The organism is Collinsella aerofaciens ATCC 25986, assembly GCF_964239575.1.
Taxonomy (GTDB): domain Bacteria; phylum Actinomycetota; class Coriobacteriia; order Coriobacteriales; family Coriobacteriaceae; genus Collinsella; species Collinsella aerofaciens_BQ.
Map to the genome: position 1 here is coordinate 113,167 of NZ_CAXSQQ010000005.1, position 22,235 is coordinate 135,401.

At 62.8% G+C, this 22,235-nt stretch carries 12 protein-coding genes; 11 read left to right on the plus strand and 1 reads right to left on the minus strand.

Going from position 1 to position 22,235, the window contains the following annotated elements; genetic code table 11:
• The 10 genes from ACESUZ_RS04565 (at position 1) to ACESUZ_RS04610 (ending at position 19,193) form a co-directional block, all read left to right on the plus strand.
• Positions 1-3,627, plus strand: a complete 3,627-nt coding sequence (locus ACESUZ_RS04565; protein ID WP_373198713.1) for a UvrD-helicase domain-containing protein — start codon at positions 1-3, stop codon at positions 3,625-3,627.
• Between the two features lie 176 nt (positions 3,628-3,803).
• Positions 3,804-7,607, plus strand: coding sequence for a DNA polymerase III subunit alpha (gene dnaE / locus ACESUZ_RS04570; RefSeq protein WP_373198714.1), 3,804 nt, complete (start codon positions 3,804-3,806; stop codon positions 7,605-7,607).
• A gap of 162 nt (positions 7,608-7,769) precedes the next feature.
• A complete protein-coding gene (locus ACESUZ_RS04575; protein WP_373198715.1) occupies positions 7,770-11,234 on the plus strand; it encodes a DEAD/DEAH box helicase in 3,465 nt (1,154 codons plus the stop codon).
• Positions 11,235-11,399: 165 nt separating this feature from the next.
• Positions 11,400-11,762 carry a desulfoferrodoxin family protein gene (locus ACESUZ_RS04580; RefSeq protein ID WP_035137352.1) on the plus strand — a complete coding sequence of 121 codons (363 nt, stop codon included), beginning with the start codon at positions 11,400-11,402 and terminating at the stop codon, positions 11,760-11,762.
• A 90-nt stretch (positions 11,763-11,852) separates the two neighbouring features.
• Entirely contained in the window at positions 11,853-13,865 is a 2,013-nt protein-coding gene (locus ACESUZ_RS04585) for an NAD(+) synthetase (protein ID WP_373198717.1), read from the plus strand.
• A gap of 137 nt (positions 13,866-14,002) precedes the next feature.
• Positions 14,003-14,524, plus strand: a complete 522-nt coding sequence (gene ruvC, locus ACESUZ_RS04590) for a crossover junction endodeoxyribonuclease RuvC (RefSeq protein ID WP_035137351.1) — start codon at positions 14,003-14,005, stop codon at positions 14,522-14,524.
• Entirely contained in the window at positions 14,524-15,144 is a 621-nt protein-coding gene (gene ruvA / locus ACESUZ_RS04595; protein ID WP_117806235.1) for a Holliday junction branch migration protein RuvA, read from the plus strand. The genes ruvC and ruvA overlap by 1 nt, the downstream gene beginning before the upstream one ends.
• Positions 15,144-16,211 (plus strand): Holliday junction branch migration DNA helicase RuvB, encoded by a 1,068-nt coding sequence (ruvB, locus tag ACESUZ_RS04600; protein ID WP_035137349.1) that lies wholly within the window; start codon positions 15,144-15,146, stop codon positions 16,209-16,211. The genes ruvA and ruvB overlap by 1 nt, the downstream gene beginning before the upstream one ends.
• Before the next feature lie 144 nt (positions 16,212-16,355).
• The gene (locus ACESUZ_RS04605; protein WP_373198720.1) at positions 16,356-18,023 is read left to right on the plus strand and encodes a formate--tetrahydrofolate ligase; all 1,668 of its coding nucleotides are present in this window, start codon (positions 16,356-16,358) and stop codon (positions 18,021-18,023) included.
• A gap of 180 nt (positions 18,024-18,203) precedes the next feature.
• The gene (locus ACESUZ_RS04610) at positions 18,204-19,193 is read left to right on the plus strand and encodes a hypothetical protein (protein ID WP_022095138.1); all 990 of its coding nucleotides are present in this window, start codon (positions 18,204-18,206) and stop codon (positions 19,191-19,193) included.
• Positions 19,194-19,211: 18 nt separating this feature from the next.
• On the opposite strand, the gene ACESUZ_RS04615 is transcribed toward ACESUZ_RS04610, so the two are convergent.
• Positions 19,212-20,393 (minus strand): cation diffusion facilitator family transporter, encoded by a 1,182-nt coding sequence (locus ACESUZ_RS04615; RefSeq protein WP_349070700.1) that lies wholly within the window; start codon positions 20,391-20,393, stop codon positions 19,212-19,214.
• 218 nt (positions 20,394-20,611) lie between these two features.
• Here ACESUZ_RS04615 and ACESUZ_RS04620 point away from each other — a divergent pair, with 218 nt between their 5' ends.
• Positions 20,612-21,949 carry a TFIIB-type zinc ribbon-containing protein gene (locus ACESUZ_RS04620; protein ID WP_373198723.1) on the plus strand — a complete coding sequence of 446 codons (1,338 nt, stop codon included), beginning with the start codon at positions 20,612-20,614 and terminating at the stop codon, positions 21,947-21,949.
• Positions 21,950-22,235: the final 286 nt, after the last annotated feature.

Genomic DNA, 22,235 nt, shown 5'->3' on the forward strand with positions numbered 1-22,235 from the left:
ATGGATCTTTCGACTTTGATGCCGCAACAGCTGCAGATTGTCAAAACGCTCGACCGCCCGCTGTTTGTCTCGGCGGGCGCCGGTTCGGGTAAGACCTTTACCCTCACGCGCCGCATCGTCTATGCGCTCTCGCCCGAATCCGGTCCGTTCGTTGAGCATCTGGACCAGGTGCTCGCCATTACCTTTACCAAAGATGCCGCGGCCGAGATTCGCGACCGCGTGCGCCGTGCGCTTATCGACGAGGGCATGGACGAGGAAGCACTGACCGTCGACGACGCGTGGATCTCGACCATTCACGGCATGTGCTCGCGTATCCTGCGCGCGCACGCGCTGGAGCTGGGCATCGACCCCGAGTTCACGGTGCTCACCGATACCGACGAGCTCATGGACCAGGCTGTTGAGCATGTGCTGGGTCGCGCGACGGCACCCGATGCCGCCCCCGAGCTCGCGGCATCGCTCAAGGCCCTCTATGCCTGGTATCCCATGGCGGGCGAGGGCGGTTCCTTTGGCGGCGGTACGACCATCAAGGGTCTGGTGCGCGACCTGCTGGAGCTGTCGAGCCAGTTGCCGGGCGGTATGGACGACGCGCGCGTGGCGCGCGGCCAGGCCGATACCTCGGCACTCGCCGATGCCTATCGCGCGGCGCTAGGCGCAAGCAAGGCCGCGACCGAGAAGGCGCAGACGGCGCTCGATGCCATCGACGCGTTTGAGGCGAGTGGCAAAACCATGGAGGATGCGGCGCGACTCATGATGTCGTGCACCATGCCGCGCGCGAGCAAGGCATTCCCCAAGGAGCAGGTCGAGCTGCTCAAGGCCGAGGCCGCCGATGCGTTTATCAATATCGTGCTTGCCTGCGGTGGCCCGGCGCTCGATGCGCTGGTGGGCCTGGCCCGTTCCGTCGAGGCCGAGTATCGCGCATTGAAGGCTGCCCAGTCCGCCCTCGATAATAACGACCTGCTGCGTATGGCCTACGAGGCCCTGCGCGATTACCCAGCCATCCGTGCTGCGTACGAGGGCCGCTTTAAGATGGTCATGATCGATGAGTTCCAGGATACCGATCAGATGCAGGTCGATTTGATTCGCTATCTGACGGGCGCGGGGGAGCGCGCGCTGTGCACCGTGGGCGATGCGCAGCAGTCGATCTACCGCTTCCGTGGCGCCGAGGTCGAGGTGTTTCGCCGCCAGGAGCGCAAGGTGGGCTCGTCTGCCGCGTCCGAGGCGACTGCCGTGGCCGATGCCCCTGCCGGCGAACTCGTTAAACTCGTGCGCAACTTCCGCAGCCATGACGAGGTGCTGCGTTACGTGGCACGCGTCTTCGACGGCGATGACGGCGGCCTGATGCAGAGCTTTTTGGATCTTGAGGCGAGCGACGGCCGCAAGGACACGCTGGTGGCGGACGCCTCGCGCCGCCAGGCCCTCTTTGTTGCCGGCGGCAGTATGCAGGAGCGCACACAGGCCAAGGCCCGCGCGATCGCCGAGCGCTTCCGCGCGCTTGCCGATGCCGGCCAGCCCCAGGGCGGCATGGTACTGCTGCTGGGCCGCATGACCAACGCCGATGTCTACGCCCAGGCCTTCCGCGATCAGGGGCTCGACTGCGTCATCGCAGGCGGCTCGGTCTTTGCCCAGGCAGCCGAGGTGCAGACGGTGCGTGCCCTGGTCTGCGCGCTCGCCAATCCGGCCGATACGGCGCAGGGCCTTATGCCGCTGCTCGCCTCGCCGATGTTTGCGCTCGGCGCCCAGGAGTTCCTGGCGCTGGCGACCAAGCTCGATGGCGAGACGGGGGAGACCTCGCGCCGGAATATCGACATGGGCATCATGAGCGATTCCGATGTGCCGGGCTTGCAGGGCTTGCCGCTTGTGACGCGTGCCCGCGAGGTGCTGCGCTATGCACTGCGTCGCGTGGGGCGTGATTCGTTCGCCGCCATCGCGCGCGACGCGGTCAATGCCTCCGGCTGGTTCGTGCGCCTGGCGCAGCGCGGCCCCGAGGGCAAGGCCATCGCCGCCAACGTGCTCAAGGCGCTCGACGCCGTGGCCGAGGAGGAGGCCGAGTTCGGCAACTCGCCGCGTTCCATCGCGCTGGCCTTCGACCGCTTCTTGTCGGGCAAGGAGGCCCCGGGCGCCCTCAACGAGGAGGGCGACGGCGCGGTGCGCATCATGACCGTGCATGCGTCCAAGGGTCTGGAGTATCCGGTCGTAGCGGTTGCCGAGTGTTTTGGCGTGCGCAAGTCCTCGGGTGCGGCACAGATGGGTCGCGTCGACGGTGGGGCGCAAGTCGTGGCGCTGCCGGCGCGCTTCGATGGCGTTAAGCTTGCCGACGGGACCTTCGTGAAGGGCGATGACGTCAAAAAGCAGTTTGAACACGCGTTTAAGGGCAAGGGCACGTCGCTGTGGCTGCCGCCAGAGCTCATGGAGGACGTCTGCGCGACGGGTTCTCCCGCCGAGGCATTTGCCCGCCTGCGTAACGACGACCTGCAGCTTTCGCTCGAGGAGCGGGCTCGTCTGCTCTATGTCGCCATGACGCGAGCGCGCGAGTTGGTCATTCTGGCGATGGATGCCGGCGTGAGCCGCGGCAAGGTGACGGCGCCGACCTTCGATGTCGAGACCGATCTGACCTACGACGTGCTTCGCCGCATCCTGCCGACCGACAGTCTGGACATGCCGCAGCTCGATAGCGACCGTTTGGTGTTCGACAACTCCAAGCCGGGCGACTACGAGCTCATCTCGCTGTCGGACTTTACGTTTGGCGAGCAGGGGTTTGAGGCCAACGCTTCGCTGGACGCCGAGGGCAGGCTTGTTCGTGGCGATGCCGATGTCGCCGATAATGCTGCGCACTCAACTGTGCCCGGTCCTGCCGACCCCAAGCCCGATTCGTTTGAGCTTGTGTATCCCCAGGCAGTGGGCGTGCGCATGGGCATCTGTCCGTTCCCGGCGCGTGACTCGTATAGCTACTCGTCAATCGCCGCGGCGCTCCATGCCGAGAAAGAAGACCGTGCCGCCGAGGCGCGTGTTCCCATGGACGAGTCCGGCGATGATGCGGAGTCGGATGGCTCGGAGATGGTCGATGCAGACGTGGCTGCTGTCGAGTCCGCCGGCAACCCCATGGCGCTGGGCTCGGCCTTCCACGCCGCCTGCCAGTGGCTCATCGAGATGGGTGCCGATGCGTTGCCCGCTGCGCGCGCCGATGCACTGGCGCGTCTATGGCGCCTGACGCCGGAGCAGCGCGAGCGCTTCGATGTCGCCCTGAATCGCTGGCTCAAGTCGGCGGTCCGTGCCGAGCTGCTTGCCTGGCCGTGCGTTCGTGCCGAGGTACCGTTCTTCTCGCTGGGTTGCGAAGACGAGGACATTGTCCGCTACGGTGCATATGCCGAGGGCGCCATCGATGCACTGGCCACCGACCCGGTCGATCCGTCGTGCGCACTGGTCATCGACTACAAGACGGGTGGCACGCCGGACGAGACGCCGGAGCAGCTGCTCGAGAAACACGCCTTGCAGGCGCGCGTTTACGCCGACGTTCTGCACAAGGCGGGCTTTGGGGCCGTGACCGTCAAGTTCGTTCGCGTGGAGCAGGCGAATCCAACCATCTTCGTCGAACCCGCCGAGCCTCAGGTGGTCACCTACAACCTCTAGTCCTCAGATAACTTGCGGTGGAATACGGACTGTTTTGGCCAAAAAAGCCGCCAAACAGTCCGCATTTCACCGCAACTGCAAGAGGAGCCGTGTGGGTTTGGCTAGGTTCGGGTGCTGTCCGCGCCGTGGGGTAAAATCGTTCAATCAGAACACGAACCCGCATCGGAGCTCATCACATGGCATTCGTCCATCTGCACAACCACACCGTCTTCTCCATGCTCGACGGCGCAACCCGTATCCAGGATATGGTCAACCGCGCCGTAGAGCTGGGCATGCCCGCCGTCGCCATTACCGACCACGGCTATATGTATGGCGTGCCCGACCTGGCGCTGGCCTGCGACGCCGTCAACCACAACACGCCCGAGTACAAAACATGGAGCCACGACAAGGCCTTCTTGGAAAAGGACCGCCGCGACGAGCTGGTGGAGCCCGATCCCGAGGCAAACCCGCGCGAGCATGCCCAGTACGTCAAAGACATGGCCATGTGGGACGAGAAGGGCAACATCGACGAGCTCAAGCCGCCCCTGGTCATCAAACCCATCTTTGGCTGCGAGGTCTACTTTACGCCGGACGAGACGCTCGCCCGCGACCACAAGCCCGAGCTCTACCACATGATCCTTCTGGCCAAGGACCAGGAGGGCTACGTCAACCTGATGCAGACGGTTTCCGAGGCCGCCGTGCAGGGCTTTTACTACAAGCCGCGTGTAACGCTCGACAACCTGCGCCGCCATGCCAAAGGCATGATCTGCACGAGCGCCTGCATCGCGGGCATCATCCCCAAGTACATCGACCGCGGCGACATGGAGGGCGCCATCAAGTGGGCCGAGACCTTCCGTGACACCTTCGAGCCCGGCGACTTCTACATCGAGATCCAGGAACACGGCATCACCACCGATAACGGTCTGACCGACGAGCAGATGGACCGCGCGCTCATCGACATCGCCAAGCAGGTGGGCGTCAAGGTCATCGCCACCAACGACTTCCACTACCTGCGCCGCGAGGACGCGCCCGTGCAGGACGTCATCATGTGCATCGGCATGAACGCCAAGGTCGACGACCCCAACCGCATGCGCATGACCGGCTCGGAGTTTTACATGAAGACCGAGGAGGAGATGCGGGCGATGTTCCCGTATTGCCCCGAGGCCTGCGACAACACGCTCGAGATTGCCGACAAGTGCTACGTTGAGCTGGACTGGGACTCCATCATCCTGCCGCGCTTCCCGTTGCTCGACCCCGGCGAGACGCACGAGAGCCAGTTCCGTCGCGAGTGCGAGAAGGGCCTGCGCCAGCACTACGGCGACGACTGGGCCACGCGCGAGATCGGTGGCGTCAACATCAAAGAGCGCTTTGAGTACGAATACAAGGTCATCTGCGACAAGGGCTTTGCCGCCTACTTTTTGATCGTTGCCGAGTACGTGCAATGGGCCAAGGACAACGGCATCGGCGTCGGCCCCGGCCGTGGCTCGGCCGCCGGCGCTATCGTCGCCTACGCCATGAACATCACCGCGTTCGACCCGCTCGAGAACGGCCTGATGTTCGAGAGGTTCCTGTCCCCGCAGCGTACCGAGATGCCCGATATCGATATGGACTTCGACGATGAGCGGCGCCTCGAGGTCGTGGAGCACGTTCGCCAGCTCTACGGCCCCGAGAAGGTCACCCACGTCATCACCTACTCGACCATCAAGGCCAAGCAGGCCATCAACGATGCCGCACGCGTTCTGGACTACCCGGTCTACATGGGCCAGCGCCTGTCCAAGATGGTCTCGAGCGACCCCAAGGTCAAGCTCAAGCAGGTGCTCGAAAAACAACCCGGCAAAGAGGATCTGTTTAACCCCGACTTTGCCGAGGCCTATAAAAAGGACGACGACGCCCGCCGCATCATCGACACGGCGCTCTCGATTGAGGGCCTCACCCGTGGCGAGGGCGTGCACGCGTGCGCCGTTCTGATCTGCCGCGACCCCGTCAACGAGCATGTGCCCACCAAGCTCGACACCAAGGGCGGCGTCGAGATTACCCAGTACGAGGGCCATACCGTTGCCGACATGGGCCTGCTCAAGATGGACTTCCTGGGCCTGCGCACGCTGACGGTTATCTCCAAGGCCAAGGCAAACATCAAAAAGAACTTCGGCATCGACATCAAAGAGGAAGAGATTCCCTTTGACGATCCCGAGATCTTTAAGCTCATGGGCTCCGGCCACACCGCCGGCGTCTTCCAGGTCGAGTCCGCCGGCATGACGGCCACGATCAAGAACATGAAACCCACCGAATACAAGCACGTCGTGGCATTGATCGCTCTGTACCGCCCGGGCCCGCTGGGCGCCGGCATGGTTTCGTCCTACATCAACCGTATGAACGGCAAGGAGCCGGCCGTCTCCTACGACGACCGCCTGGACGACATCCTGGGCGAAACCTACGGCACCATGGTCTACCAGGAGCAGGTTATGCTCATCTCCGTCGAGATGTGCGGCTTCTCCAAGGGCGAATCGGACTCGCGTATCCGTAAGCCCGTGGCTAAGAAAAAGATCAAGCTGCTCACGTCGACGGTGCTCCACTGGGAGGATGGCTCGGACGAGACCACCTACGACCACTGGATGAACGGTGCTATCAAGAACAACTACACGCGCGAGGTCGCCCAGAAGATTTGGGACGATGTTCTCGAGTTCGCGTCTTACGCCTTTAACAAGTCGCACTCCGCCGGCTACGCCATCCTGGTTATGCAGACGGCGTGGCTCAAGGCGCACTATCCGCACGAGTACATGGCGGCCGTTCTGACGTCCTACACGGGCAAGACCGACAAGATCGTTCATTACGTCTCGGCGTGCCGCCACGACGGCATCCCCGTGCTGTCGCCAGATGTCAACGAGTCCGGTACCGAGTTCACGGCTACCAAGGAGGGCGTGCGCTTTGGTCTGGCCGGCATCCGCGGCGTGGGCACTGGCGTGGCGCAGGCGATTATCGCCGAGCGCGAGGCGGGCGGCCCGTTTAAGACGCTGCACGACTTTGTCGAGCGCGTGGACTCGAGCCAGGCCAACCGTCGCGTGATCGAATCGCTCATCAAGGCAGGCGCCTTCGACTCCACGGGGTATCCGCGTCGCCAGATGATGCACTTTGTGGATAAGAACAACCCCGAGAACATCATCGATGCCGCCGTGAAGCGCCAAAAGGATCGCGCGAGCGGCCAGACGTCGTTCTTCGATATGTTCGGCGACGTTGAGGGCTCGGGCTTTGAGGTGAGCGTGCCCGATCCGGACGGCCAGGAGTGGGACCGCCACCTTAAGCTGAGCCAGGAGAAGGAGGTTCTGGGCATCTATGTCTCGGACCACCCGTTGCGCCCGTTTGAGTATGCGCTAGCCAAGGCGCGCGACTTCTCGTTCTCGCAGATCGACACCGGCTACGAAGTTCAGAATCCTACGGGCGGCACCATCAACCAGGAGATTCCCGAGGGTAAGGCGCTGTGGTGGGCCGGTATGGTCTCGAGCGTGTCCAAGCGCGTGACCAAAAACGGCGACCCCATGGGCATCGTGCAGCTCGAGGACATGGAAGGTGAGGCCACGGTCGTGGTGTTCCCCAAGACCTACAAGGAGGCCGAGGGGTACCTGTACGGCGAGGTCGATCCCGAGACCGGCGCGCAGCTGTCCGATGCGTTTGTGCGCATTAAGGGCAAGCTCGAGCGCTCGGACCGCGGCGATCAGATCATCGCGCAGGAGATCGTGCCACTGGAGCTTAATGAGGAGAACAACAAGCCCAAGGTGTTTGAGGTCATGGTGCCCAACAGCCGCTTTAGCCAGGGCAATATGGCGCGTCTTGCCACGGTGCTTACCGCCAACCCGGGCGGCGACCGCGTGGAGATCTTTATCGAGCAGGTGGACGGGCGCGTGCTGCGTGCCGAGGTGCCGGCCAAGGTCAATGCACGCTCGATTCCGCTGCTGGCAGAGGCAAAGGCGATTGTGGGTAACCAAGGCAGAGTGACGGTAATTTAAGGACGGCGTTGGCGGGGTAGCTAATTTGGGACGGGGCTATTTTAGCTACCCTTTGACTGACGGCGAATGAGTCGGGGTCGGAATGCATCTCAACCGACATATGGGGGTAGCTAAAATAGCCCCGTCCCAAATTAGCTACCCCGGGTGAGATTGGAGGAAGTGATGGCGCAGGGGACGTTTGTGCAGGCGCTCCGGAAAGAGGCGGCGCTGAGCGGCACCTTTATGAAGGGGCGTTCGCTCATGCTCAACGGCGCTGTGCTGTCGATTGAGGACAGCGGCTCGCGCTTCTCCAAAAACGTGACGGTTGAGGGCTCGGTGCGTGGTTCGCGCGGCGACCTGTACAAGACGCACGTGGCGCTCGACATGGACGAGCACGAGGTGATCGACTACGACTGCGATTGCCCCGCCGCCTATCGTTACCCCGGTATGTGCAAACACGCTATTGCTACGGCTCTGGCGTATTTGGATGCCAGCGGCGCCGAGCCCGTCGAAGGTTTGCGCACGCCGGTCCGCACGTTTACGGCGCAGCCGAAACAGCCCGCGCGCACCGCGCCCAAAGCGCCGGCCGTCAATCCCAACTTTCCCTTTCCGGCGCCCGTCCCCACGAGTCCCAGCCTCATGGCGGCGCTCTCCGATCTTTCGGACGCGCGCATGGATGAGCTGGCGAGCATGCGCCGCAAGCTTGCCGGTGCCGTTGATCCCGACGCCCCCAAAGCGGCGTTGGAGCCCTCGTTGGTGCCGTACTACAATCCGCTGTTCGCCGACCGCTTTAGCTGGGCGCTCGAGTTCCGCATTCGCTGCGGTTCGGTGTCCTACGTGGTCAAGGATATCGACGGCATGGCCGATGCCTACGTGCGCGGCGGCACCTTCTCGTACGGCAAGAAGCTCACGTTTGTCCATACGCCCGAAGCCTTCGAAGATGTGTCGACAAAGCTGCTCAGCCTTGTCTTGACGACAGTTGCCTATCTCGATGACATCACAAGCTCGCGTTCGGCGTCGTACGACTTTGCCCGCAGCGGTTTTGTCGCCGAGCGTCAGTTGCCGCTGTCCGAGCATAGCATCGTATATGTGCTGGACCTGCTGCGCGGCCAGACCATCTCTTTTGAGCCCGCCTGGTCGCGGGGGACGACGACGCATCGCACCTATGACGTGGCGGTTGAGCTGTCTCCGCAAGGGGAGGACGAGGCGTCCGCTAAGCGCCCACCGCTCCTTGCCGCCAAAATCGCGCCGGCGGCTGGTGGTAGCTACGATCTGCGCCTGCCGGCCGATGCATACTGCTTTGCTTCGGGCGACGTAGCTTATCTGGTCGACACCCGCCGTGCGCGCCGCACCGATGTGGCGTTTGCCCAGCATGCGGCGCCGTTCCTATCGCGCTTGCTGCCCTGTCGCACGCCAGTCCATATCGCTGCCGACCAGGTGGGGGAGTTCTGTCGTATGGCTCTGCCCATTTTGCGCGACTATACCGACCTTACCGCGCCCGCTGCGCTCGATACCGTGGCGCCCGAGCCGAGCTTTGCTATGGCAATCGGCGTCGACGATGGGCTCGTGACCTGCAAAATTACGGTTACCTACGGCGACTGGTCGGCAGACCTCTTTAGTCTGGGCGCTCCGGGCAGCCCCTTCGAAGAGCAGCGCCCGGGCGTGCCGCCCCGCGACGAGGTGGCAGAGTTTCGCGTTATGGATACGGCGGCCCTGTATTTCGACTTTTACGAGGGCGGTCTGGCGTTTGAGGAACGCGATGACGAGAGCTTGTTCTGCCTGCTGACCGAGGGCCTGTCTGCCCTGTCCGAGTTGGGTGAGGTTATGCTCAGCGACCGTCTGCGCCAGATTTCGGTCCGTCCCGCGCCCAAGCTTTCGGTGCGTGCGACCGTCAAGAGCAACCTGCTCGATGTTGAATTGGGCGCGAGCGGTCTTTCGGCGGCCGACCTTGCCATCTATCTGGACTCGTACAAGCGCCACCAGACGTTTGCGCGCCTTACGTCCGGCGACATCATTCGCCTGGACGAGGGCGCCCGCGCCGCGTTTGGCCTTGCCGAGGGCCTGGGTGTCGATGCTGTCGACCTGCTCGACGGCGTGTCGCTCCCCGCGTCGAGTACCCTGTTCGTCGATAGCATGCTTGCGCGCACGCCGGCGCTTGAGGCCGATCGCGACGCTGCGTTCCGCCGTACCGTCGAGCGTCTGGACACGCTCGGCAAGATGGACTTTACGGTGCCGGTCTCGCTCAAGGCCACACTGCGCGGCTATCAGGTCGACGGCTACCAGTGGCTCGGCTCGCTCGAACACCTGGGCCTTGGCGGCATCCTGGCCGACGACATGGGCCTGGGCAAAACGCTCCAGATGATCGCGCATATCCTGGCGCGCGTGGAGGCGGGGGACACCAAGCCCACGCTCGTGGTATGCCCGGCCTCACTCGTGTACAACTGGACTGCCGAGCTGGAGCGCTTTGCGCCCTCGCTCGATGTGTGCGCCATCGTGGGCGCCAAGGCGCAGCGTCGCGTACAGATTGCCGGCGTGGCCGAGCATAACGTGGTCGTGACGTCGTATGACCTTATGCGGCGCGATATCGACGAGTACGTCGAGCAGGACTTTGCCCGTGCGGTGCTCGATGAGGCCCAGTACATTAAAAACCCGCTCACCCAGGTGGCGCGCGCCGCAAAGCGCTTGCCTGCCGGCGTGCGCTTTGCCCTGACGGGCACGCCCATCGAAAACCGCCTATCCGAGCTCTGGAGCATCTTCGACTTTTTAATGCCGGGCCTGCTCGGCACGCGTGAATCGTTTGCAAAGCGCTTCGAAAGCCCGGTCGAGCATGCCGAGGGCGACAGTGCCGCTCGCCTGCAAGCGCTCGTGTCGCCGTTTGTGCTGCGCCGTGTCAAGGAAGACGTGGTGGCCGACCTGCCCGAGAAGATCGAGGATACCGTCATGGCGCAGCTCACCGGCGAGCAGCGCAAGCTCTACCTGGCCAACCAGGACCGTATCGCCCAACAGGTGCAGCACCGCGAGTCATCCGAGTTTAAGAAGGACAAGCTCAAGGTGCTCGCCGAGCTCACCAAGCTGCGCCAGATCTGCTGCGACCCGCGTCTGCACTACGAGGATTACAAGGCGGGGAGCGCCAAACTCGATACGTGCATGGAGCTCGTGCACGGCGCACTCGACGGCGGACATCGCATCCTGTTGTTCAGCCAGTTTACGGGTATGCTCGATATTATCGGTAAGCGCCTGGCCAAGGAGGACATCGCCTTCCTTAAGCTCACGGGCGCTTCGTCTAAGGAGAGCCGCGCCAAGATGGTCGCGCAGTTCCAAGCGGGCGAGGTTCCGGTCTTTTTGATTTCGCTCAAGGCGGGCGGCGTGGGCCTTAACCTGACGGCGGCCGACGTGGTCATCCACTACGACCCGTGGTGGAACGTGGCGGCGCAGGACCAAGCAACTGATCGTGCACACCGTATTGGCCAGCAGCATACCGTGACCGTGTACAAGCTCATCGCCAAGGACACGATTGAGGAACGCATTATGCAGATGCAGGAGTCCAAGCGCGACCTGGTCAACAGCGTGCTCGGCGGCGACGGCATCTCGTCGGCGCTGTTTACCCGCGAGGATGTTCTGGCGCTGCTCGGCGGCGACGGGCGCTAGCCGCGCGCGGGGTGGGACTGCTGGAATGGGCAGGACGGTCGACGCATTTTGGCCCGACCGCTTGCCTGATCCGTTATGTGTTCATTTGCAATGCCGTGGATGGTTTGTCTGCCTTTGGGCATAAGAACCATCAAGAACATTGGCACATCAGCAAAGGAGAACATTATGGCGAAATTCTTTAAGGACCCTGACGGCAAGCTCATCGCTGCCCTTGGCGACGGCGTTGCGACCCCTGCCGGTTGCACGGAACTGACTGCAAACACTGAGGACGCGGCGCACGAGAAGCACGTGCCTGTTGTCGAGACCGAGCGCGACGGTCACGTGATTCGTGCACGCGTTGGCTCGGTCGAGCACCCCAGCCTGCCCGAGCACTACATTGAGTGGATTGCGCTTGAGGCCGAGGGCCGCTTAGAGGTTCATTACCTTGAGCCCGGCATGAAACCCGCGACGTTTTTCGCGGGCGGCTCCAAGACCGGTACCGTCTATGCCTACTGCAACCTGCACGGGCTGTGGTCCGCGACATTCTAGGAGCGCGCCCCCGCTCGGGGTATCATAGCTAGCATATGCACATGCAAGCGCCGGCTGCATTATGCGGCCGGCGCTTTTACTACGATTTCGATGGTTTACGACGGAAAGGGCTGGGCCATGAAGCTCGCGCTTGCACAGATCGATATGCGCCTGGGTGATATTGAGGGCATTTGCGGCCGCATCGAGGACCAGGCTCGTCTGGCCCACGAGCGCGGGGCGCGCGTGCTGTGCGTTCCGGCTCCGCTCTTTATGGGCGCCATGCCCGGTGGCCTGGTGGGCGCTGCCGACTTTGAGCACGATGTGCTTGCCGGTTTGACTGGTGTCGCCGAGCGTATCCAGGAGCTTGACATGATCTGCATCGTGCCCGCGGCGGTTTCGTTTGAGGGCCAGCCGCTGCTCGACTACATGATGCTCAAGGACGGTCATGTGGTGCCGGCGCGTTCGAGCATTGCCCTGCAGCGTGGCGAGAACAACGACACACGTTGGGCGCCGCCGGTGTTCGACGTGGACGGCGTGCGCATCGCCGTGATTATTGACTTGGACCGCGAACTCGAGATGCTGCCGACCGGTGTTGACCTCATTGCGTATTTCCAATTCAACGCGTTTGACATGACCGACCGCGAGACTGCCGCCATTGCTGCCGTTCGCAGCGGCGCCTACCGCAAGATCGCATCCAAGCGCAGCGTGTGGTTTGCCTGCATGGCGCCGGTCGGTGCCTATGACGAGTCGGTGTATACCGGCGGTTCGTTTGTGCTCGACGACTGCGGTCGCGTGGTGGCCCAGGCGCCGTGCTTTGAGGAGAGCCTGCTGGTTCAGGAGATTCAGCGCGGCGTGATGCTCGATGCCCTGGAGGATCACGAACTGCCCGAGTTCCGTTCCGAGGAGTGGCTGTGGCAGGCGCTGGTGCTCGCCGTGCGCGACAACGCCCGAGCCCACGGTGCGTCGCGTGCTGTGGTGGCACTCGAGGGTGACTTGCCGTCGTCCCTGCTGGCGGCGCTGGCCGTCGACGCTCTGGGCCCGCGCAATGTGATTGGCCTGGTGCTGGGGCGCAACCGTATCTTTACGCCGGCGCAGGAAGAAGCCGAGGCTGCCCGCTGTGCCGCCGTCCGCGCCATCGCCGAGCGTCTGCACATTCGCACCGTCGAGCGCGATGCACCGGATACGGCGCGCGTGCTCGATCGCGACGTGTCGGCGGGCGATGCCGAGCGCCTGCGCTCGCGCACGCTGGGCCTGATGCTGGAGGACACGGCGCTCGAGCTGGGTGCGATGGCGCTGAGCCCGCTGTCCAAAACCGAGTACGCGCTGGCGGCGCCGGCGCTTTGCGGCGGCTACCAGGGCGACTTTGCGCCCTTTGGCGATGTGTACCTGTCGACGCTTGAGTTTGTGGCGCGTGCGCGCAACCGCACGTCTGCCGTGGTGCCCCAAGAGCTCGTGACGCTCAACGCGGTGGAAGATTGTGTGGAGCGCGTGCTGGCGCAGGCGCTCTCGACGCTCGACGGTCCGGTCGATATGCTCGACCGCGCGGCACAGCTGCTCGGCGGGCTTGAGCCGGGTGAGGTCGATGGCGCGCTCGAGGCACACGTGGACCGCAATCGATCTTTCGACGACATCCCGATGGCCACCGGCAAGCCTGAGGCCTGCTCGCTGCTGCTGATGCTTGTGCGCCAGGGAGAGGCGGCTCGCCGCCAGCTGCCGACGGTGCCGATCGTCTCGGCTCGTTCGTTTGCCGAGCGTGCCTGGCCGTACATGCTCGCGTGGTCCGACCTGGGGCTTAACGGCAAGGAGCGTATGACGGTCGATTCGCTGGCTCGCGCCGAGGTGCGCCGTTTTGCTGACGAGGATACGAGTGACCGTATGCGTGGTGAGATGATGGGCATTTTGGGCGAGCTGCTGGGTATTTCGCCCGAGCAGATGGAGGAACTGCGCTCTGAGGACGGTCAGCGTCGTTTACACGAGGGAATGAAAAAGTTCGAGGGCGAGGTTCAGGACGCCATCGATAAGATGATGGGCGGTCAGGGCGGCTCGCAAGGTAGTCCCCAGGGTGGCCCGATGCCGCACCCGCCAGTAGATCCGAGGCAGTTCCCCTTTTTCTCGCAGAACTAACTATGGGATAGGATTCGCTTCCAACCCCGATACTTCAACTAAGCATCTTGACCCCGTTGTGTTATTCTAGAACAGACGTTCGTGAATGATGCGCGGGGCCTTGCCTTGTGCTGTGCTGGTGACGAGGGGAGGTCGGCTTGGTTATCTTGGGCATTGACCCCGGTTTGGCTCATACGGGTTGGGGGATTATCGAGGAGCGGCGTGGCGAGGTTCGCTGCCGTGCCTATGGCTGCATCGAGACCAGTGCCGGAAGTCCGCTCGCGGTGCGCCTGTCGCATATCGCCCGCGACCTCAAGGGCGTCGTGGAGCGTTATCGACCCGATACCGCTGCCATCGAGAGCATTTACTTTGGCGCCAACGTTCGCTCGGCCATCCCTACGGCGCATGCCCGCGGTGCCGCGCTCGTGGCGCTTTCGGAATGCGCGCTCGAGATTGGCGAGTACACGCCTATGCAGATTAAGCAGGCTGTTGTGGGCACCGGAGCCGCGGACAAACGGCAGGTCGCGTATATGGTTCGTACGCTCACGCAGCTCGACCACGACCCGCATCCCGACCATGCCGCCGATGCCCTGGCCTGCGCCATCTGCCACGTTAACCTCAGCCGCACTCGGGCGCTTACCGGCGGCGAGTTCTATCAACAGAGAGGAACCGGATACTGATGATTTCCCAGCTCCACGGAACGCTTGTCGAGGCCACGATGAGCTCTGCTGTCGTCGACGTGTCGGGCGTTGGCTTTGAACTCGGCATCTCGGGCAGCACTGCGGCCACGTTGCCGACGCCCGGCGGCGAGGTCCGCCTCTACACGCGCATGCAGGTGCGCGAGGACGCCATGACACTTTTCGGTTTTTCCTCTAAGGATGAGCGCACGATGTTCGACCGGCTCGTGTCCGTCTCGGGCGTCGGTCCGCGCCTAGCGCTTGCCGTGCTCTCCACCTATACCGTGGGCCAGTTGTATTCGCTGGTGATGGCCGAGGACGACAAGGGCATGGCCAAGGTGCCCGGTGTGGGCAAAAAGACCGCGCAGCGTCTGATCCTGGAGCTCAAGAGCACCTTTGCCAAGGATAAGGGCTTTGTGCCGGTCGACGTGATTCCCGGACAGGTTGCGATGCCCGTGCCCGCTGCCGCTCCCTCGGCCATTGATGATGCCCGTGCGGCACTCCTTTCCATGGGCTTTAGCCCGCAGGAGACCGATGTCGCTCTGAGCGGGTATGATGGGCAGGATATGCGTGTCGAGGATTTGCTCGGCGCGGCGCTTAAGCGACTCGGAATGGATGCGTGATGTGGGAAGCCGATGACTCCCAGGACCTGTGGGCGACTCCCGGCAACTCGCCGGCGGCATCCATGGCGCACGGCGAGCGCATGGTGGGCTCGGAGCTGACGGCCGAGGACCTCGATGTCGATCGCACTTTGCGCCCCCAGCGCCTGGACGATTACTGCGGCCAGGAGCATATCAAGCAGAGCCTGCGCGTGTTGATCGAAGCGGCGCAGAACCGTGGCGAGACGCTCGACCACGTGATTTTCTCGGGTCCTCCGGGCCTGGGCAAGACCACGCTGGCTACGGTTATCGCCAACGAGCTGGGCGCTCAGATCAAGACCACGAGTGGCCCTGCCATCGCGCGCACGGGTGACCTGGCGGCCATCCTTACTAACTTGCAGCCGGGTGACGTGCTGTTTATCGACGAGATCCACCGCCTCAACCGTTCGGTCGAGGAGGTCCTGTACCCCGCGATGGAGGACTTTGCCCTCGATATCGTGATTGGCAAGGGTCCGGCGGCGCGCTCGATTCGCCTGGATATTCCCAAGTTTACGCTGGTAGCGGCAACGACCCGCTCAGGCATGTTGACCGGCCCGTTGCGCGACCGCTTCGGCATTTCATATCGCCTGGATTACTACACGGTCGAAGAGCTCGCGCAGATTGTGACGCGCTCGGCGACTATCCTGGGCGTGACGATCGACCACCCCAGTGCGCTCGAGATCGGCTCGCGTTCGCGCGGCACGCCACGTCTTGCCAATCGCCTGCTCAAACGTGTGCGCGATTACGCACAGGTGCGCGGCAACGGTCCCATCGAGCTCGATATCTGTCGCCAGGCGCTCGAGTTCTTTGAGATCGACGAGCTCGGTCTGGACTGGATGGATATTCGCATTTTGGAGACGCTCGCTAAGACGTTCTCCGGTCGTGCCGTGGGACTTACGACCCTTGCCAGCGCGGTGGGCGAGGACCCGGGCACGCTCGAGGATGTCTATGAGCCCTATCTGCTGCAGTGCGGGTTGATGATTCGTACGCCGCAGGGCCGTCAGGCAACCCTTCGCACCTTTGAGCACCTGGGGATTGAACCTACCGTTTAGGGCGCTTTGTTTTGGCGGGCTGTTGGGCTATCGCTGGGCATCGGGTAAACATATCGCCGTTCATCGGTTATGGGTGTTTTACTATTGCGCGCCCGTGCTATGCTGAATTGGTCTTTTTCTCATTCGGTAACGAAAGGACCGCCCATGCCTACTGACATCGAAATCGCACGTTCTGTCACGCCGCTGCCTATTACCGAGGTGGCCAAGAACGCCGGCGTCGACGTTAAGCACCTTATTCCGTACGGCTTCGACAAGGCTAAGGTCGACTATTCACTGCTCAACGAGCCGACTGACCACCAGGCCAAGCTCGTCCTCGTGACTGCCATCAACCCAACGCCTGCGGGCGAGGGCAAGACCACCACGACCATCGGTCTGGCCGATGGCCTGCGTCGCCGCGGCGTCAAGAGCGCCGTGGCCCTGCGCGAGCCTTCGCTCGGCCCCGTCTTTGGCGTTAAGGGCGGTGCTGCCGGCGGCGGCTGGGCTCAGGTCATCCCCATGGAGGATATCAACCTGCACTTTACCGGTGACTTCCATGCTATTGGTGCCGCCAACAACCTGCTGGCCGCCATGCTCGACAACCATATTCAGCAGGGCAACCAGCTCGGTATTGACGTTAAGCGCATCACTTGGAAGCGCGTCGTCGATATGAACGACCGTCAGCTGCGCCACGTCATCGACGGCATTGGCGGCAAGGCCCAGGGCGTGCCGCGCGAGGACGGCTTCGATATCACCGTTGCCTCCGAGGTCATGGCGATCTTGTGCCTGTCCACGAGCATCAACGACCTCAAGGAGCGCCTGGGCGAGATCGTCGTCGGCTACAGCTTTGCCGGCGAGCCCGTCCGCGCCCGTGACCTTAAGGCTCAGGGTGCCATGGCGGCACTGCTCAAGGATGCGCTCAAGCCCAATCTGGTGCAGACGCTCGAGGGCACGCCCGCGTTTGTCCACGGCGGTCCCTTCGCCAATATCGCCCACGGCTGCAACTCCATCATGGCCACGCGTATGGCTATGCGTTTTGGCGATGTCGCCATTACCGAGGCGGGCTTTGGTGCCGACCTGGGTGCCGAGAAATTCCTGGACATCAAGTGCCGCATGACGGGCGTTCGTCCCAACGCCGTCGTGGTCGTCGTCACCGCTCGTGCGCTGAAGTACAACGGTGGCGTCGCCAAGGCCGATCTCAACGAGGAGAACCTCGAGGCACTCAAGGCTGGCATGCCCAACCTGCTGCGTCACGTCGACAACATCCAGAACGTATATGGTCTGCCCTGCGTGGTCGCCATCAACCGCTTCCCGACGGACACCGAGGCCGAGCTCGCGCTCATTGAGTCCGAGTGCCAGAAGCTCGGCGTCAACGTTAAGCTTTCCGAGGTCTGGGCCAAGGGCGGCGAGGGCGCGCTCGAGCTTGCCGATGAGGTCATGCGTCTGATTGAGCAGCCGAGCGAGCTCAAGTTTGCCTATGAGGACGGCGCTGATGTCGCTGATGCCCTCGAGGCCGTTGCCACCAAGGTCTACCGCGCCGACGGCGTTGACTTTACGCCGGCCGCCAAGCGCCAGCTCGCCGAGCTGCGCGAGAATGGCTTTGGCAACCTGCCGGTGTGCGTCGCCAAGACGCAGTACAGCTTTAGCGACAACGCCAAGGCCCTGGGCGCTCCCGAGAACTTCCGCATCACGGTGCGTGAGCTCAAGGTTTCCGCCGGCGCCCACTTTGTGGTCGCACTGACTGGCAGTGTTCTGACCATGCCGGGCCTGCCCAAGGTCCCTGCGGCCGAGAACATCGACGTCGACAACGACGGCAACATCACCGGCCTGTTCTAAGCTCGCTGCTCATAGCCGCTTGCCCGCCCCGTCGCGCCTACCAAGGCCCGGCGGGGCTTTTTGATCCTTAGGCCCGCGCATGTCTTGTAGATACCGACGGACTCTGCCCATCATAGGCTTTTGCGCTGGTAGAATGCATGGATAACTTGATGCTTACAGGCGACGGAAAGGAATCGTTGCATGGATCAGGACAAGACAACCGTGATGGGCGGCTGCGGTTCCGCGCAGGCTGGCGATAGCGCCGATGCGACCCGCGTTGTTCCCAACCCCGGTTATGTCGACCCCGCCGCGACGCAGCCTTCTGCCGAGCCCACACGAGTTATGGGCTATGGCGACGCGGCGCAGGACCCTTACGCTGCATCTTTGCAAAGCCCCTATGGCAACGCGGCGGCAGACCCGTTTGATTACGCGCCGCAGGATTCTTATGCCGCCTCGACGCCGAATCCCTATGATGACCTGCCGCAGAATCCCATTCCGCAGCCTCAGCAGACGACGTATATGCCTCGCACGGCGCAGCCTCGCTACGAGTCGCGCGAGCCGTATCGCGAGTACCCCAAGTCGATTCCGCAATATGGCGAGGACGAGGAAGAGACGCCGTCGCGTTCGTCGAGCGTGATTAAGAAGATCCTCATCGTGCTGGCGATCTTCTTTGCGCTGTCGGTTGTGTTTGCCATCGTGTCGGGCATGCTCAACAAGCGAGGGAGTTCAACGGCCGATACCACTGCCGAGCAAACCGAGTCCGCCTCGTCTAGCACCGTCGATTTGAGTGATATCCCGGGGCAGTACTGGTCCAACGCCAAGAAGATCCTCAAGTCGCGCGGCGCCGATCTTTCGAATGCCGTGGTCCTGACTGATGATGGCTCAACGCCCGTCGTCGATGCCAACTGGGTCGTTACTTCTGCCTACTATAACGACAACGGCAACCTCGAAATTCAACTCACGCACAAGAACAGTTCGGGCAACTCGTCCGACGGCCAAAGCGGTACCGACAGCTCGAGCTCCAATACGCTGGAGGACTTGAGCAACAAGGCGCAGGAGTTGGGAGACAAGGCGCAGGAGCTGGGCGACACCGCTCAGAACCTGGGCGATACCGCGCAGAACTTGGGCGGCATGGCGACGGATGCCTGGAACGCCCTGCAAAACGGCATCTCGGGCGCGCAGGGAAACTAGCGGACGAGCGGAGCGGGGCTACAGCTGCTCGGCCGGACGCTCGGGCGAGCTGAAGCCCGAATCAAACGTGACGACGCATGAGACATCGGGCCGGCGCTCGTGCACGATGCGCGTGACGAGCTCCAGCAGCTCCTCGTCGGATATGTCAAAGCCGTCGGGACGCACCAGGTCAAACGAAACGAACCCGTCGTGCTCGTGCAGATCGTGGATGGAGAGCGCGGGATCGATCTGCATGACGCCGCGCTTGACCCAGCCGCGCAAGTCATCGCCGGTTGTCGCGATGGGGTCGCAGTGCAGCGTGATACCAATGCCCATCTGGCGCTTGATGTCGTGCTCGATGGTGTCCAGAATCTCGTGGTGCTCAAACGCGTCGCCCTCGCCGGGCATCTCCACGTGGGCGCTGGCAAACTGACGACCGGGGCCGTAGTCGTGCACCATGAGGTCGTGTGTGCCCAAGACCTGCGGATAGGACATGATCTTGTCGCGGATTGCCTGGACGAGCTTGGGGTCGGGCGCTTGCCCCAGCAACGGGCTGATGGCGTCGCGCACCAGGCCCAGACCGCTGATGCAGATGAAGACGCCCACACCCAGGCCTGCCCAGCCATCGAGATCAAAGCCGGTCGTCTGCGAAATAAGCGCCGCCACCAAGACCGAGCCCGAGGTGATGACGTCGTTTTTGGAGTCCTGCGCCGTGGCGATGAGCGTCTCGGAATCGATGCGGTTGCCCAGCGTGCGGTTGAACGCTGCCATCCAGAGCTTAACGAGCATGGACGTAGCCAGTGCCGCAAGGGAAATAAACGTGTAAGCGGTGGGCGAGGGCTTGATGATCTTAGTGACCGACTCGAGAATCAGGTTGATGCCTACGGCGCAAACCAGGACGGCGACGAACAGGCCGGCTAGGTACTCGTAGCGGCCGTGACCATAGGGGTGGCCTTCGTCTGCCGGGCGGCTGGCAAGGCGGAAACCGAGCAGGCTCACAATGTTGCTCGAGGCATCGGAGAGGTTGTTGAAAGCGTCGGCGATGAGGGAGACGGAGCCGGCGAGCAGACCCGCGATGCCCTTGGCCAGGCACAGGGTGATGTTGAGGCCAATGCAGACGAGGCTTGCGGAAAAGCCCGCGTTGGTGCGGCAAGATGCATCGACCGGCTCGCTCTCGCTGCCGGGAACAAGCGTATGTACCAGCCGATTTACAAATAGCATAGCGGTCGTCCTCACAATCATGTTTAAGGGGATAGTGTAGCTCGCACGGGGGCGCCGTGCGCCGATGCTCAGAAAATGCAGCAATAGTCTGCCGGTGCTAACGAGCGAGCCTTCTCGTCTGCCTGGGTGGTCCATTTTGGGCCACATGGGTATGGGCATGTGCCTGCTTGCTCGACATACTTAATGTCGACAGCCCCTGTGCAAAGGAGGACGTTTCCATGGACGAGATGTTTGCCATTAAATGTCAAAACTGCGGCGGCCCTATGTACTCGCACCAGGCTAAGCGCAGCTTTGAGTGCGCCTATTGCGGCACGGTGGTTCCGTGGCAGGCGGACGCCGGAGAGCCCAAGAGCGCTTTGGGTATTCGCCATACGCCGTTGACGGTGGTGGATGGACTGCTCAAACTCACGCATGTGTCGCAACTCGAGCGCCCGCAGGACCCGGACTGGTATTTCTTCAATGCGCACTGGCGCAATCAGTCGGTCCTGGAACATCTGCTGTGGGAGGATCGCGGCACGGCGCAGGAGTTCCAAGAGGCCACGCATGTGAGCATTCCTTGCCCCTTCTGCGGAGCGTCCTTTGAGGGCGAGTCAACGCAGCGTGTGTTTGAGTGCCCGTCCTGCGGCAATAAGATCGGCATTGCGGACCTGCTCAAGCCGGGGACGTTTAGCAAGCGCCTGACCATGGGCGTTGGTGCGGAGTATGTGCCCGAGCAGGGTATTCCCTGCGAAATCTCGCCGCAGCAGGCACGTGCCAACGCGCTGCAGCTGGTGCGCCAGTATCCGGATGCCTTTGCCGGGCACGACGTGGAAGACGCGATCCAAAACGACATGATGCTCTTCTATTTCCCCATGGCGCTGGCGGACTTGCGCATGATGGCGAGCTTCCCGGGCAAGGGCCTGAGCAAGGAGACCCTGGTGTACTACGAGGTGCTCGACTGGGCGTATCCCAGGGCAAACTACCTGGACGTTCGCCTCCTGGGCATTTTGGAGCCGTGGGACTTTGCCAAGGTCGGTCCGTTCGATCCCGCCATGCAGGAAGGCGACTTTCGCGTCGTCTCCGTCGATGCGTCTACCAAGGACCAGGTGGTCATTGATAAGCTGGCGCTCGACGTTGCGGGCAACGACGCCGAGGCTGTACTGGGGCTCAATAAAAAGAGCATCCGCACCTGGGCGCGCAAGGCCCGCAAGCACAAGGACGGCCTAGTTATGGTGCCGGTGTACTTTGTCGACCGTCCGGCAACGGATAGCCGCGACGGCGAGCAGGTGCGCATCGCCGTAAACGGCCAGACGGGCCGCGCGGCCGCGGTGGTGTTTAGCGACAAGCGCGAGACGCATATTGTGGCGCCGCTCAGCCCGAGTCTGCATCTGTCCGGTGAGAGCACCGTGCACGCCACGCCCGTCGAGGTCAAATACGTTAAATCGCCGTTCCTGTACCAGATCGTGCGCCGTGGAGGCGGCGAGCAACCGCGCCAGGTTGCAGCGGTTGCCGAGGGTTCCTACCGAGAAGAAAAGCCCAAACGCAAGGGCTTGCTCGCTGCGATCTTTGGGAAGTAGGGAAGCGCAGCACGGGACGGCTCGCAGGCATGGTGGCTGCCATCCGGTAGTTTGGCAGGGGGTAGATGTAAAAAACGGTGGACCGGCTGCAAAAGGGCCGCCTCGCTGGGCAAGATCAGGTTGTGCCACGGAACCCGCTCCTCAGTTAGTCACACTTCGGAAGCGCGGGCAGCGCAGGTGCAAGTGTCTTGAGGGCCGGCTGCAACCGGTCCTTTTAATATGAGCAGGACATTGTCAAGAGGCAAAATCGGGCCTGGCCCCAACGATATGGGGTCAGGCCCTCTCC

Coding starts and splice junctions, on each gene's coding strand:
- ACESUZ_RS04575 (WP_373198715.1), top strand. CDS start 7,770: ATGGCGCAGGGGACGTTTGTGCAGGCGCTCCGGAAAGAGGCGGCGCTG.
- ACESUZ_RS04610 (WP_022095138.1), top strand. CDS start 18,204: ATGGATCAGGACAAGACAACCGTGATGGGCGGCTGCGGTTCCGCGCAG.
- ruvA (WP_117806235.1), top strand. CDS start 14,524: ATGATTTCCCAGCTCCACGGAACGCTTGTCGAGGCCACGATGAGCTCT.
- ACESUZ_RS04605 (WP_373198720.1), top strand. CDS start 16,356: ATGCCTACTGACATCGAAATCGCACGTTCTGTCACGCCGCTGCCTATT.
- dnaE (WP_373198714.1), top strand. CDS start 3,804: ATGGCATTCGTCCATCTGCACAACCACACCGTCTTCTCCATGCTCGAC.
- ACESUZ_RS04565 (WP_373198713.1), top strand. CDS start 1: ATGGATCTTTCGACTTTGATGCCGCAACAGCTGCAGATTGTCAAAACG.
- ACESUZ_RS04615 (WP_349070700.1), bottom strand. CDS start 20,393: ATGCTATTTGTAAATCGGCTGGTACATACGCTTGTTCCCGGCAGCGAG.
- ACESUZ_RS04585 (WP_373198717.1), top strand. CDS start 11,853: ATGGTTTACGACGGAAAGGGCTGGGCCATGAAGCTCGCGCTTGCACAG.
- ruvB (WP_035137349.1), top strand. CDS start 15,144: ATGTGGGAAGCCGATGACTCCCAGGACCTGTGGGCGACTCCCGGCAAC.
- ACESUZ_RS04580 (WP_035137352.1), top strand. CDS start 11,400: ATGGCGAAATTCTTTAAGGACCCTGACGGCAAGCTCATCGCTGCCCTT.
- ACESUZ_RS04620 (WP_373198723.1), top strand. CDS start 20,612: ATGGACGAGATGTTTGCCATTAAATGTCAAAACTGCGGCGGCCCTATG.